This window comes from Sporanaerobacter acetigenes DSM 13106 (assembly GCF_900130025.1).
Lineage (GTDB): Bacteria > Bacillota > Clostridia > Tissierellales > Sporanaerobacteraceae > Sporanaerobacter > Sporanaerobacter acetigenes.
The window spans coordinates 43,715-58,670 of record NZ_FQXR01000016.1; the positions used below are offsets into that span (position 1 = coordinate 43,715).

General features: G+C 31.4%; 12 protein-coding genes and 2 rRNA genes. 2 read left to right on the forward strand and 12 right to left on the reverse strand.

The features are described 5' to 3' along the window. Position 1 precedes the first annotated feature (1 nt). The 9 genes from BUA21_RS12325 to BUA21_RS12365 all read right to left on the reverse strand — a co-directional run bounded on the left by BUA21_RS12325 (position 2) and on the right by BUA21_RS12365 (position 8,488). A complete protein-coding gene (locus BUA21_RS12325) occupies positions 2-796 on the reverse strand; it encodes an MBL fold metallo-hydrolase (RefSeq protein ID WP_072745137.1) in 795 nt (264 codons plus the stop codon). Between the two features lie 19 nt (positions 797-815). Further along, positions 816-2,066: a UDP-N-acetylglucosamine 1-carboxyvinyltransferase gene (locus BUA21_RS12330; protein WP_072745138.1), complete on the reverse strand. Its 1,251-nt coding sequence runs from the start codon at positions 2,064-2,066 to the stop codon at positions 816-818. Between the two features lie 113 nt (positions 2,067-2,179). Then, positions 2,180-2,794, reverse strand: coding sequence for a YcdB/YcdC domain-containing protein (locus BUA21_RS15300; protein ID WP_327198061.1), 615 nt, complete (start codon positions 2,792-2,794; stop codon positions 2,180-2,182). Then, entirely contained in the window at positions 2,791-3,024 is a 234-nt protein-coding gene (locus BUA21_RS12340) for a two-component system regulatory protein YycI (RefSeq protein ID WP_072745140.1), read from the reverse strand. The genes BUA21_RS15300 and BUA21_RS12340 overlap by 4 nt, the downstream gene beginning before the upstream one ends. Before the next feature lie 26 nt (positions 3,025-3,050). Then, a complete protein-coding gene (locus BUA21_RS12345) occupies positions 3,051-4,487 on the reverse strand; it encodes a YycH family regulatory protein (protein WP_072745141.1) in 1,437 nt (478 codons plus the stop codon). A gap of 30 nt (positions 4,488-4,517) precedes the next feature. Next, positions 4,518-5,039 carry a hypothetical protein gene (locus BUA21_RS12350; RefSeq protein WP_072745142.1) on the reverse strand — a complete coding sequence of 174 codons (522 nt, stop codon included), beginning with the start codon at positions 5,037-5,039 and terminating at the stop codon, positions 4,518-4,520. Positions 5,040-5,129: 90 nt separating this feature from the next. Then, positions 5,130-6,947 (reverse strand): sensor histidine kinase, encoded by a 1,818-nt coding sequence (locus BUA21_RS12355; RefSeq protein ID WP_072745143.1) that lies wholly within the window; start codon positions 6,945-6,947, stop codon positions 5,130-5,132. A 5-nt stretch (positions 6,948-6,952) separates the two neighbouring features. After that, positions 6,953-7,645 (reverse strand): response regulator YycF, encoded by a 693-nt coding sequence (yycF, locus tag BUA21_RS12360; RefSeq protein WP_072745144.1) that lies wholly within the window; start codon positions 7,643-7,645, stop codon positions 6,953-6,955. Positions 7,646-7,690: 45 nt separating this feature from the next. Beyond that, entirely contained in the window at positions 7,691-8,488 is a 798-nt protein-coding gene (locus BUA21_RS12365) for a peptidase MA family metallohydrolase (RefSeq protein WP_072745145.1), read from the reverse strand. Between the two features lie 343 nt (positions 8,489-8,831). Between BUA21_RS12365 and BUA21_RS12370 the strand changes: the two genes are divergently transcribed. Both BUA21_RS12370 and BUA21_RS12375 read left to right on the forward strand, forming a co-directional pair. Next, positions 8,832-11,531, forward strand: coding sequence for a calcium-transporting P-type ATPase, PMR1-type (locus BUA21_RS12370; RefSeq protein ID WP_072745146.1), 2,700 nt, complete (start codon positions 8,832-8,834; stop codon positions 11,529-11,531). 52 nt (positions 11,532-11,583) lie between these two features. Further along, the gene (locus BUA21_RS12375) at positions 11,584-12,870 is read left to right on the forward strand and encodes a S8 family peptidase (protein ID WP_072745147.1); all 1,287 of its coding nucleotides are present in this window, start codon (positions 11,584-11,586) and stop codon (positions 12,868-12,870) included. 86 nt (positions 12,871-12,956) lie between these two features. On the opposite strand, the gene BUA21_RS15245 is transcribed toward BUA21_RS12375, so the two are convergent. The 3 genes from BUA21_RS15245 to BUA21_RS12390 all read right to left on the reverse strand — a co-directional run. Then, positions 12,957-14,405 carry a peptidoglycan DD-metalloendopeptidase family protein gene (locus tag BUA21_RS15245; protein WP_072745148.1) on the reverse strand — a complete coding sequence of 483 codons (1,449 nt, stop codon included), beginning with the start codon at positions 14,403-14,405 and terminating at the stop codon, positions 12,957-12,959. Between the two features lie 242 nt (positions 14,406-14,647). Beyond that, positions 14,648-14,766: ribosomal RNA gene (gene rrf / locus BUA21_RS12385) — 5S ribosomal RNA — on the reverse strand. Between the two features lie 50 nt (positions 14,767-14,816). After that, positions 14,817-14,956 (reverse strand): 23S ribosomal RNA (locus BUA21_RS12390); the annotation flags it as partial.

The window sequence follows — 14,956 nt, forward strand, 5'->3', positions numbered from 1 at the left end:
ATTAAAAATTATATACTTTAGATACTTTGTCTCTATGTGTAAGATCTAAAGTTATATCAGTATGTACATCTATTCCTGAGTCTTCTAATATGTTTTTTACAGTTTTGTATGCTAAAAGTGGAAAGTTGTTTTCTTGACTTAAATGACCTAACAAAGCTATTTCTCCATTTCCTGAAACAATTTCTGAAATGATTTTTCCTGCATCATCATTTGAAAGATGCCCTTTTTCTCCCATTATTCTTTTTTTAAGAGGCCAAGGATACTTGCCAACTTTCAGCATCTCTAAATCATGATTTGACTCTATCAAGTAAAGAGAGGATCCTTTAATATATTCCTTCATATCTTCATTTACCCATCCTGTATCAGTTATAATACTTATTTTTTTATTTTTATAATATATAGCATATCCTACAGGTTCATATGCATCATGAGAAATATTAAAAGGAAGTATTCCCAAATCCTTAAGTTCAAATTCTTTTCCTGTATTAAACGTTTTTATATTGTATTCTTTTATATTTCCTATAGTCTTTCCCATGCCAGACCAAGTGCCTTCATTGGCCAAAATGGGTATATCATATCTCCTTGACAATACACCAACTCCTTTGGTGTGATCTATATGTTCATGAGTGACTAATATAGCATCAATGGTATTTGGAAGTACATCTATATCACTCAACAACTCTTCTATTTTTTTGCCACTCATCCCTGCGTCTATTAAAATCCTTATATTATCTGTTTCTATATATTGACAATTTCCACTGCTCCCACTTGAAAGGGAACAAAATTTAAATCCCATTATTTTTCCTCCAATATTGCTATACTTTTTTCACATTAGCTCCTATTTTCTTTAATTTAAATACTAAATCTTCATATCCTCTTTCTATATGTTGAATTTCTCCTATAGCTGTTGTACCTTCTGCCATAAGCCCTGCCACAACAAGTGCTGCTCCTGCTCTCAAGTCAGTAGCCCTAACTTCTGCTCCCATAAGCTTATCTACACCTTTAACAATAGCTGTACTGCCATCTACGCTAATGTCAGCACCCATCCTCTTTAATTCATCTATATATTTAAATCTACTTTCAGAAACAGTTTCAGTGACAATACTAGTCCCTTTTACTGTACTTAAAAGAGCAGTCATAGGCTGCTGCAAATCTGTTGGAAATCCTGGATAAGGAAGAGTTTTTATATTTACATTTTTTAAATCAAAATCCCCATCGATTTGTATACTATCACCATATTCTATGACTTCTACACCCACTTCTCTAAGTTTCGCTGTCACTGGCTCTAGATGCACTGGTATGACATTTTTAATAAGCAAATTCCCTTTCGTACCTGCAGCCATTATCATATAAGTGCCAGCCTCTATTTGATCTGGTATAACAGAATAATTACAGCCATGGAGCTTTTCTACTCCATTTATCTTTATGACATCTGTCCCTGCTCCTCTTATATCTCCTCCCATAGTATTTATGAAATTCGCCACATCTACTATATGAGGTTCTTTAGCCGCATTTTCAATAATAGTAGTTCCCTCTGCCATTGTAGCTGCCATCATAATATTTATAGTGGCTCCTACACTGACTACATCTAGATATATTTTACTTCCTACAAGTTTTTCTGCACTACATTTTATTACTCCATGGTCTATCTCCACTTTTGCACCAAGAGCCTCAAATCCCTTTATATGTTGATCTATAGGTCTTACCCCTATATCGCAGCCTCCTGGATATAATACTTCAACTTCTTTAAATCTACTAAGCCCTGCTCCTAAAAGGTAATAGGAAGCTCTCATTTTCCTAGTTATTTCATCTATAAGTACACATTTTTCAATATTATTTGTATCTATATCTAATATACCATTTCTATCAAGTTTCACGTCTGCACCAAGCATTCCCATTATTTTTGTTAGGTTTGAGACATCACTTATCATAGGTAAATTTTCTATTCTACATTTGTCACCTGAAAGAACCGTTCCTATAATTATAGGAAGAGCTGCATTTTTAAATCCACTTATATTAACTTCTCCAATTAATTTATTTCCACCTTCAATTATTATTTTATCCATTGTTAAACCTCTCTTTCTAATGGAGGAATCAGTAGTTATCAATAACATTATACCGCTAAATGTAAATATAATCTATATTAAAAAGAAAAAAGAAGAATCCATGATTCTTCTAATTAGTATTCATCTAATAATATTTTACTTCCATCATCAAATTGTATTCTCCAAGCTGGTATAGCTTTACCTTCTCTTGTTTTTTTAGGGTCATTTATATCTTCATGCCTTGAGGGATCAAAATAATAGCACAATGAAATATCTTCAATAGTTTTCCCATAAGCTTCTTCCATTGTTAAAAGACCCAATATGGCTTTTGGTGCCGTACTTATGTATATTTGATTTTCACCAATTTCTTTGGTATTTAACCAAAAGCGTTCAAATCTTTTAACTCCACATTTATCTATCTCAAATTTTGTATAAGTTTTTTCTACATACAATCCCTCATATATTTTAGTATATTCTAAATAATATATGCCATTGTCATTTTTTATAAAACTAAGTTTCATATCATCCATAGAAAACCTTTTTTCCTTTAAAAAATCCTCTGCAATAGAAATAGCCTTTTCTTTATCTAATTTAGCATATTTTTCTTTATCATCACTGTTTTCATATATTAGAGTTTTCCCATCAAGAAGGGTAACTTTCTCTTTATTTATTTGAAATTCTACCTTTCCCTCTTCTTGCTCAACGCCAATAGTCTTTCCTCCAAAAAAATTGTTATTTATTTCATCTATGCCTTTTTTTCATATTCAACATTCATCATACTCAAGGAAGGTTGCGTATTTGGTATTTTACAATTTACTTTAATGTTTTTCGATTGAAGAAGACCAACTGCATTTTCTATAAAACCTTCTTTAATCGTAGGCTCATCTATGTTTTCATTGTCAAAAAGCACATGGGCTAAAAGCAAATTAGTTACAATAAAGGCTATTATTAAAATAGTTTTTGCTTTTGACCAGTCCATTTATATTCACCATCCACACACTCTCCCTATACTTTCCCTTTTTCATATATCAATTTTCCAGTATAGACATCAAAAACATAAATCCTTCCTTTTATGTTTATAGCCCATACTCCTATCAATTTTTCATTACTCTCTTTTTTACATGGATCAAAATATGCCAAAGAAATATCTTCAATAGATTCCATTATCTTCTCATTTAAATCTTCTATCCTTACATCTTCAGTTATGCCCATATCTTCTACATATCTTTCTTCAAGTAAATCAAAATTCATATCAATGACTTCAAATGCTGATAACATATTTTCTTGTTCAATTGCTTCTTTATATATAGGTACATGCATATCTTTTCTGACAAATCTCTTATATACTTTTACATATTTATTGAAAACCTCTATTTGTATAAAATCTTCTACCTCATCACTGCCTAAAATAAGGGGAATCCCTCTTATTCTATATTTAAAAGTAAATTTATATCCTAAATTGTTATCTGATCTTATTTCTTCAATTTTATCCAAATACATTTCCCTTGGTGGTCCTGAATGACTAGAGATAAAATCAGCTGCAGTATTTAAACTGATATATAAATTTCTTTCTGTAACAGGCTCGTCTAAGGGAGAAAAATATTCAAGCAAACCATTTTTATGGATTTTTAAAACCTTTTGATTATATATATATATGGTTGAACCATTATTTTCCACAATTTCTCGTAAATAGTCTATATTCTTGTTGAAAAATTTCTCTGCAATCATCCTTATTTCGTCTCTATTATCTATCCTTATTTCATTTTGAACAAATACACTGGGAATTTCATTAGCCATTTCAAAAGGAATGTATATATCATTGTTGCTACCTAATGTATCTCTAATAGAATAATACCTTGTATATTCTTCTTCTGCTTCTATTCCACTTAAAATTTCCCTTAACGCCCTCGTTTGAATGTTTAAATCTGATATTTTTAAATAAGTATCATCATTGCAAAAAATTATAAATGGATTGCCTTTTTCAAGATATATATATATATTATTTACTTTAGATATCCTTTCTGTAATGTTGTTTGGCTCTTTAACATCTAGTGCTTTAGCTAAAATATAAGTATTCATTTCTTCTGCAAAATAAAAATTTATAGACTTATTGTTTTGATATTTTAAAAATTCCTCTTTTTTCATATGTGATACTTTATAATTCTTCTCAGATAGTGCTTTTTTTAAAATCATTTTCCCGCCAGGCCAAAGCCCATATTTTTCATCTGAATAAAGAAGTGTATGATTTTTATCGCTAAAATTTAAAAGGATTTTATCAGGGATAAGCATATCTGAAAAAAGGTAAGAACTACCAATTCCTTCTTTGATCTTAAATACAGGAATCATTTCACTAGGTATTTTAATCCACAATTTTTTTGTCAAAAAAATACTAATACAAACCAACAGTATAAGGAATAGTGTTTTTAAATCCTCTTTGTTCATGAAAGCTCATCTCCTTATACCATTGATTTTTTATTCCATAAAATCTGATATTTTTTTGTTCCCAATATCATTGGCAGCTTTGCTAGCTTGAGATATATCTGATACATATATTATCTTTTGATCTATTACTTGATCAGATTCATTTCTAAAAGTAATCACAATCTTATTTACTCCCAATATAAGTTCCATTTGCTTTGAAAAAAGCCCTGAACTACCTATCTTTATAGTTTCACTATATCTTTTTATATAGTCTTTTTCTCCTGGAAGGTTCTCCAAATTGAAATTACTTCTAGTCATATCAGTAGTTCCATAAGCATCAATAATAACGGTAGTTCCTCTTGGAGCTTTGCCTGATATTGCTATAATTTTGTCTGGTGTAGCAAAGACATTTTCTTCTGGACTTATAACTTGATATTTATTGTTATCTTGTACAGAAATAGTTTTAGCACTTGCACTTCTTCTTGCATAAGAATTACCTGCTGCATATCCAATAGGACTATTTATGAAAATAGTGGTTATAACTAATGTTCCAATAATAAATTTCTTCCACATTTAGCCAGCCTCCTTAATCCAATTACATTTCATCATTTTTATTATATAACAAGTATATTACAATCATATTACAGCCCAGTTAAAAATGAATTACACCCTAGTCCCTATAGGCAGAACAATGTCAACTTCTGTTCCCATATTGTACTCACTGCTTAAAACTATTCTTCCATTGTGAGCCTCTATTATCTGCTTTGCAATAGAAAGACCCAATCCTGTCCCTCCAAGATCACGACTTCTTGCTTTATCCACTCTATAAAATCTTTCAAAAATTCTTTCTCTATCTTTTTCAGGAATTCCTATTCCATTGTCTTTTATATTTATGACAACATCATTTTCCACTCTATTTACAGTAACATATATTTCTCCATTTTCAGGTGTATATTTTATTGCATTAGATAATATATTTAGTATTACCTGCTCAATACCATCTTTATCACCAACAACATTTGGAAGATCTTCTTGCATATCTATAATAAGAGAGTGATTTTTCTCTTTAAAAGATAAATCTAATTTCATACAAGCTTCCCTCAATAATTTTTCTACATCTATATCAATCTTTTTCCACTTTGTCTTGTTATAGTCCATATTAGACAATTGCAATAAGTCTCTGACAATCCTAGCCATTCTATCGCATTCCCCATCTATGACCATTAAAAATCTATTGGACAATTCTTCATCCAAATCTTCATTCTCTATTAAAGTTTCAGTATAGCTCTTAATTGTAGTAATTGGAGTCTTTAATTCATGGGAGACATTTGCAACAAATTCTCTCCTCATATTATCTAATTTATGCTGTTCTGTAATGTCTTGGAATACTATTATTACCCCTACTATATTGTTTTTTTCATTTTTAAAAGGAGCATATTTTACTCTATATACAGATTGGCCTATTTCTACAGTTTCATCACCTTCTAAATTGTCTATATTTTCCTGTTTTAACCTTTTTAAGTTTATATCCTTGTCAAGTATTGTAACTTTTTCTCTTGTATTTGGGTTAGATAATTTTTCATAATCTATTCCCAAAATATTAGAAGCTATAGGATTTGAATGAATGATGTAGCCTTCCCTATCTATAGCTATAACTCCATCAGCCATATATCTAAAAATCGTATCTAATTTACTTCTCTCTAAATCTATCTCCTTAATAGTATCTTTTAACTTCAATGTGAGATAATTAAACATACTAGCTAGCTGTCCTATTTCATCATTAGATTTAACTTCAACAAATTGGTCAAAATCACCCTTGGCCATTTTTTCTGCTTTGATGGTTACATCTCTTATTGGTTCTGTGATACTGCTCGCAATTAAAAATCCCAAAAATACAGTTATAGCTAATGCTAGCAAAGTAGCTTTTGTAAGTATTATCTTTGATTCATCTATATTTTCATATATTTCACTCAAATCTGCTGTCATATAAAGTATTCCCTTTATTTGACCAAATTCATCTACAACTGGATATGCTAAATGTTTCAATGTAGTATCTTCATTGTTATCCTTTACTATGCCATCACACTTTTTTTCACTTTCAAAGGCTTTCAAAATAAGTGAAGGATCTAAAAATTTATAAACCAGTGCATTTTGCCCTACTATCTTTTCATAATTTTTTGATGTAGTAGCTATAATGGTTGGCACATCTTCATTGTCTATAACATATAGAGTTTCTGTTCCATCTAATCTCCATTCATTGATCGTCTTTTGAATATCTTTAGCTACACTTCTCCAGTTATCTTCTGAAATATACGAAGAAGTATTAATTATAGTTTCCATATGTTGTTCCATGGTGTTTTCTATATGACTTAACTGTTGATTTTCAAGTTTTTCAACTATGAATACTCCTACTATGACCATGGCTATAAATACTAACAAAAAATATACTATAATAAATTTCCATCTTATGCTTGAGAACATTTTTACTAGCCCCTTCCGAAATAGTAGCCTACTCCTCTCTTAGTAAGTATGTATTTATACTCTCCATTTTCATCTTCTATTTTTTCTCTAAGCCTTCTTACCGTTACATCCACTGTACGAATATCCCCATAATATTCATATCCCCATACTTCTTCTAACAGTTGCTCCCGCGAAAAAACTTGTTCTGCACTGGAAGCAAGAAATTTCAGCAATTCAAATTCTCTAAGGGTAAGCTCTACTACCTCTCCACATTTTTTTACCTCATATTTGTTCAAATCTATAGATAAATCTCCTGAAACTATTATTTCACCATTTATTGCCTCACCATTAGAAAATTCCACTCGTCTTAAATTTGCCTTGACTCTAGCCATAAGCTCTCTCATACTAAAAGGTTTTGTCACATAGTCATCGGCACCTAATTCCAAACCCAGTACTTTATCTACTTCTTCCTCTTTAGCTGTAAGCATAAGTACTGGGATTTTTAATTCTTTTCGTATTTCCTTCAAAACTTGAAAACCATCTTTTTTAGGAAGCATAATATCAAGTAAAACTAAATCTGGTGAAGTCTTAAAAACTTTTTCAATAGCTTCTTCACCATCATAAGCCACTTCAACCATAAATCCTTCTTTTTCTAAATTAAACTTCAATATATCGGCAATAGATTTCTCATCATCAACTACTAATATCTTTTTATCCATAAACAAATCACTCCATTTATAGTTTGTCCTATTTTTGTTAACAATTTAGTCAATATCTTTAAATTTCACCTTTAATGACATCTCAACTGACTTTTTGATATTTTTGCCATTACCAAGGCTATCTAACAATAAATTGAATCCAGTAAAACCATATTCATCAATGATATCTCTCACTATTTCAAAAGATTTCCTATAAGCCACTTCTTCTCTTATACCTTGAAAATTATCATTTAATTCTTCTATCCCTATATTTGAAGTCTCATCTTTTCCTGCATCCCAACTAAATCCTATAATAGTATTCTCCATATATAATGAAATACCTTCTGTAAGCCACATAGGATAATTCCCTTTTGTCTTTTCATCCACTAAAAGATGAGTAAATTCATGAATATGAGGGCCTGTCTTTCTATAAATCTCTTCTGTATTCTCAATGCCATCACCCCACATATAAGGAGAAAGAATATTTATTGTCCCACAATAATAAGCTCCCAAAGGCAAGTCCTTATTTTTAAATTTTAATGCCTTCCTAAAATCATCTTCACTATTATAAATTATAACAATATTTTTATCTTTTGGAAAGCACTCAAGTTTATTACATACTTCATCATAATGTTCTTCTAATACATCTCCTGTAATAGTTGCAATATTTTCATCTCCATCATTATATTTTATAAGAAAATGAACGGTATTTAAACTACTATATTTACTAGTATCTTTTAATATCCTTCTTTTTTCTATGTCCTTTACAATGGAATAAGTTGAAATTTTTAAAAAACCTTCTATAGATATGACAAAAAGTATTATAATAGACAGAATTGAAGTATATACAAATAATTTTTTCAAAGATTTTCCCCCTTCAATATTTATATATGTAGAACTTTAATAAATATTCTATTGAAATATTTTCCTAAATACTATATAATCTTTAATATCAAAGGGGAGTAGCCCAATACAATTAGTCGTCAAGACGGAACTTTCCCGGCTAATTGTCCTAATTTGTAGGAGGCAAGACCTTTGTTTAGACCTATGAGTCTAAACAAAGGTCTTTTTATTTTATTTTTATTTATACTATTGTATCAGTTTTCAAATATTCATTCAACAGCTATCCATTAATTAACACTTTTGTTTAATCCCCTTTGCTTAGTGGTATACTAACAATAACATAGAACAAGGAGGCTAGAAACACGTGGAGTGGTACAGAAAAGATATTGAAAGCACATTGGATGAACTGTTTTCCGATAAAAATGCAGGTCTTTCCAATGAAGAAGCAAAGAAAAGAATAGAAAAATATGGTTTAAACGAATTAGAAGAAAAAGAAAAAGCAGGACTTTTTTCTAAAATAATAGCTCAGTTTAAAGACTTTTTAGTATTGATACTTATAGGTGCAAGTATAGTTTCTATACTTGTAGGTGAAATAACAGATTCTATTGTAATAATAGCTATAGTCATTATAAATGCCACTTTAGGCATCATACAAGAAGGCAAGGCAGAAAAAGCCCTAGAAGCCCTCAAAAAAATGGCTTCACCCAATGCCAAAGTCATTCGAGATGGACATTTAAATATTGTATCTGCAAATATGCTGGTACCAGGAGATATAGTAGTGTTAGAGGCTGGAGATATTATACCTTCTGATTTAAGACTTATTGAAAGTTCCAATTTAAAAATTGAAGAAGCTTCTTTAACTGGAGAATCTGTCCCTGTTGAAAAATCAGCAAATATTACTCTTGATGAAGAAGTTTCACTAGGTGATAGAAAAAACATGGCTTATATGAGCACTGTAGTCACCTATGGTAGAGGAAAAGGTATAGTTGTGGGAACTGGTAACCATACAGAAATAGGTAAAATTGCTGAAATGATTCAAACTTTTGAAGATGACACTACCCCACTTCAAAAAAAGCTAGATCAATTGGGCAAATATCTAGGAGTTGGTTGTTTAGTAATATGTGGTCTCGTATTCCTGATAGGTATACTTCAAGGAAGAGAAATATTAGATATGTTCATGATCGCTATAAGTCTTGCTGTAGCTGCAATTCCTGAAGGATTACCTGCCATTGTCACCATAGTACTAGCTTTAGGAATGAGCAAAATGGTTAAGAGAAACGCAATTGTAAAAAAACTATTAGCTGTAGAAACTTTGGGTTGTACAACTACTATATGTTCTGACAAAACTGGTACCCTAACCCAAAATGAAATGACTGTAATAAGAACTTATACTGGAAACAATGTAGGAGAAGTTACAGGAAAAGGATATGCTCCCAATGGAGATTTTTATATAACAAATGAAAAAATAAATCCCACAGAAAATATAAACTTAAATTTACTTCTATCTATTGCTGCTCTTTGCAATGACGCTACATTAGAATATGAAAAAGAAGATGATATCTATAAAATTGTAGGAGATCCTACAGAAGGTGCCTTAATTACTTTGGCTGAAAAAGCTAATCTACTCAAATCTGAATTAAATGAAAAATATCCTAGAATAGAGGAAATTCCCTTTGATGCAGATAGAAAAATGATGACTACATTCCATAAAAATTTTATAGATGGAAAAATAGTATCTTTTACAAAGGGTGCTCCAGATATAGTTTTAAAGAGATGTAATAGTATTTATTTAAATGGAAATGTTCAACCACTTACAGATAATATAAGAAAAGATATTTTAAATACTAATAGCAATTTTTCTAAAGATGCATTGAGGGTATTAGCTTTTAGCTATAAAACTTATGACAAAATTCCAAATGATATTTCATCTGACAATATAGAAAATGATGTGATATTTGTAGGACTAGTAGGAATGATAGATCCACCACGAAATGAAGCTATGGATGCAATAGATAAATGTAAAACTGCAGGTATAAACACTATCATGATTACAGGAGATTATAAGGAAACTGCTTTTGCCATAGCAAAAGAATTAGGGATGGCTGAAAGTATTGATGAAGCTATGACTGGAGAAGAATTGAATAGAATTTCAGATGAAGAACTAAAAGAAAAAGTAAAAACAACTAAGGTATATGCTAGGGTTTCCCCTGAACATAAAGTAAGAATAGTTGAAGCCCTAAGAGCTAATGGCGAAATAACTGCTATGACTGGTGATGGAGTAAATGATGCTTTAGCACTAAAAAGGGCAGACATAGGCGTCTCTATGGGAATCACTGGTACTGATGTAGCTAAAAATACAGCGGAAGTAATACTTACTGATGACAATTTTGCAAGTATAGTATCTGCTGTAGAAGAAGGAAGAATAATATATAGCAATATCAGAAAATTTGTCTTTTTCCTTCTTTCTTGTAACATAGGAGAAATACTAATAGTCTTTTTAAGTATATTGTTTAATTTGCCAGTACCTTTACTCCCTATACAGCTATTGTGGCTAAATCTGATAACTGATAGTTTCCCAGCATTAGCATTGGGAGTAGAAAAAGGTGAACCAGATATAATGAATAATCATCCAAGGGATCCAGAGGAACCCATTCTGGATAAAGCTATGATAACGGGTATTTCTGTACAAAGTCTAGCTATAACATTAGCAACAATGCTTGCTTATATTTGGGGACTCAAAACTTATGGAATGGATAATCTTTTGATGCCAAGAACTATTGCTTTTACTACGCTTATAATGGCAGAACTCGTTAGAGCTTTCTCTAGCCGTTCAGAAAAGCACACTCTTTTTAAAATAGGATTCTTTACAAATAAAAACTTAGTTTATGCTACACTAATATCTTTCGGTCTATTGATGGCTGTACTATACATTCCAGTTCTTCAACCAATATTTAAAACTTATGCATTGAGTCTAAAGGATTGGGGAATTGTATTGAGATTTTGTATCATTCCTATTGTAGCAGGAGAACTAAATAAATGGATAGTGAATAAAACAAGTATATAGCACATTTCACTTTTTCCTTGCATAAACTAAAACAAGGAAGGTGATTGTTATTATGCGAAGAATTCAAAACTCTAAAATATGTCCAATATTAAGTGCTAAACTCTCCTCTCAGTCAAGAGAAGAACTACCTGTAATAGTTCAAAGTTCAAACAATGACTATACACAACTTAAAAGCTTAATTTTTAATTTGTCAGCAAAAGACGTATATACTCTACCCCTTATTGGAGGCATGTCCTGTAATTTGACGACAGAGGCCATCTATAGACTTGCTGATAATCCTAATATAGAATATATAAGTTTTGACTCTAAAGTTTTTGCCCTATTAGATATTGCTACAGCTTCTATTGATGCTAGTTTCCCCCATGAAATGGGATATTTGGGAGAAGGGGTGACTGTAGCTGTAATAGATACAGGAACTAACCCTCATAATGACTTGACAAAACCTAACAATAGAATAGTGGGATTTAAAGACCTTATAAACAATAAAACATCTCCTTATGATGACAATGGTCACGGAACTCACGTAGCTGGAATCATTGCTGGTAATGGCTATTCTTCCAGAGGTAAATATTCAGGTGTTGCTCCTAAGGCAAATATTCTATCTATAAAAGCCTTGGACGAAAACGGGAGTGGGAATACATCAGATATTATAAAAGCTATATCTTGGGTATTAGAAACAAAAGATGAATACAATACTAAAGTAATAAATCTTTCTCTTGGAAGTCCAGCCAACAATCCATGCAAAACTGATCCACTTTGCAAAGCTGTAAATAAAGCTACAAACAGTGGTTTAACTGTTGTAGTAGCTGCAGGTAATAGTGGCCCATCAGAAAAATCAATTTTATCTCCAGGTATAAGCCCAAATGTCATAACTGTTGGTGCTGTCGATGATAAGAGAACTCCAGATCCTAGCGATGACACTATAGCCAATTTTTCTAGTAGAGGACCTACAAAAGATGGCCTTATGAAACCAGATATAGTAACTCCTGGAGTAAATATAATGTCTCTTTCCAACAAAAAAGAAGACGGATATATTTCTTTAAGTGGTACTTCTATGGCAACACCTTTAGTATCTGGCAGTATAGCACTTTTACTAAATAAATATAAAGATTTAAAACCTCATGAGGTAAAAGAAAAATTGCTAAAATCATGTATAAATCTCAATTCTCCTCCAGAAAAACAAGGTTCTGGAATGTTAAATTTAAAATTATTATTTAATGAGAATAATAACAATTCAAAAAACAACAATCTCTCCAGCCCTAATGCGTTTGAAGGAGAATTGTTTGAAAATATTATTATTCTTTTAATTGTACTATTTTTACTTGATTCTAAAATATAGATATTCAAATATCAATATATAGGGGCAAACTATGAGTCATAAAAAAATAAGAGGAAGAATTCTTCCTCTTATTTTTTTATGTAATATTATCTTCCTAAATATTTAGCTGGATTTTGATGTACCCCATTTTTAATCACTTCAAAATGTACATGAGGTCCAGTGGTGCGACCAGTACTACCAACATAAGCAATGGTTTGACCTTTATATACCTTGGCACCTTTTTTTACACCCAATTTACTACAGTGTCCATATCTTGTCACATATCCATTGCCATGATTTATTTCTACCATATATCCATAAGCACCTTTATATCCTGAAAAAGTAACGGTACCTCCATCTGCCGCCTTTATTGGAGTTCCCGTCTTTGCAGCAATATCGATTCCTTTATGCATTCTCCCATATCTCATTCCATATCTAGATGAAAGAGAACCTCTAGTAGGCATAACAAATGCACCTGTTGCCATAGTTTTAGGAATTGCTTTTGTTCCTTTAACTATCAATCGATCTACTGGTTTAGTTACAATTTCTTCCTTAACTATTTCTCTTCCCACTTCAACACCATTGTGTTTCTCAACTTTAGCCAACACTTTGCTTTTCCCTGGAGAACCTTCATTTTTGACTTTCTTTTCATTTTTATACATAGAATTGTTATATTCAATCTTTTCCTCGCAAGCTATTTCTTCTTCATATTCTACTTCTTCTACTGTTGCAATCGTTATAAGTGCCTTTGGTACTATAAGATTAACTTCATCGCCTGGAAAAACTTTTTCTGGATCTTTTCCTGGATTGGCTTTAATCAAGTCATCTACTTTCATATTACATTTCTTTGCTATTGTCCAATAGTTTTCTCCATCTTCTACTATATGTGTTTTTATTTCATCCGTTCCCTTTGTAATTATAGAAAATACTTCTTCACTATTTTTTATATTTGCTAGAGGCACTTCTTTTTTAACTACTTTGACATCTTCTAAAAATTTTATTTCTTTTAAGTTTAGATTTTCTCCATTTATTTTTTCATAAGGCTCTTTTATTTTATCTAATACATCCTCTGCTTCTTTCTCAGTTTTAAAAGCTCCTATATCTTTTCCATCAACTGACAAAACATAACCACTTACAAGAAAAGTCATCTTTGCTTTTATATTTTCTTTCATCTTCATTTCCGAAGTAAGTTCATTGTCCTTTGCATGAGTATTTTCAAAATCTAACTTTCCATTTATGACCACATCTATATTATATGTATTTGTTAAAGCTTCTTGTATGTCATCAAATATTTTTATAGCTTCTTCTTTTTCTCTAACTATTCCTATCTCTTCATTTCCAAACTTTACGGAAAAAGCTCTGGTTTTTACCTCATTCGCCTTATACATTGTCAATATGAACCCTATCAATACTACCAAAGCTACTGCTAAAATACTAACCCTAAAGTCAAAGTTTTTAAACCCCTTGGACCTGAAATTTTTTAACTGGTCCTTCACCTGTTGCAACTTTTCCGTGGGAAAAACATTTTTGTTCTCTGAATTGCTAGGACCTTCCATAGTAAACTCCTTCCTATATTGGCTTAAATCTAAACCAATAAGTTTTTTGTAACCTTTTTGTAACTTATTTTGTACACTTTTTCATTATATCATAAAAATCTAAATTTTCAAGGAAAACTAAGCGATCTTTTTTGCCATATTTTTTACTATACCTTAGTCTATTCAATTCTTAAATTAAATATTCCTATAGAATAGGAAAAGCCCTACCTCGACCTACGAGATAGAGCTTTTATTTTTATGTAATCTGGCGATGTCCTACTCTCCCAGGGCGTTACCACCCAAGTACCATCGGCAGCTAAAAAGGCTTAACTTCTGTGTTCGGTATGGGAACAGGTGTGACCCTCTTGCTATAATCACCAGGTATAGCCTTTCGGCAATTTTAAATTTTGAAAATACTGCACAGTAAGATAATTGGTCAAGCCCTCGACTTATTAGTATCCCTTAGCTAAGGATATTGCTACCCTTATACCTGGGACCTATCAACCAAGTGGTCTACTTGGAGTCTTACCTTAAAAAGTGGGAAATCTCATCTTGAGGGGGACTTCGTGCTT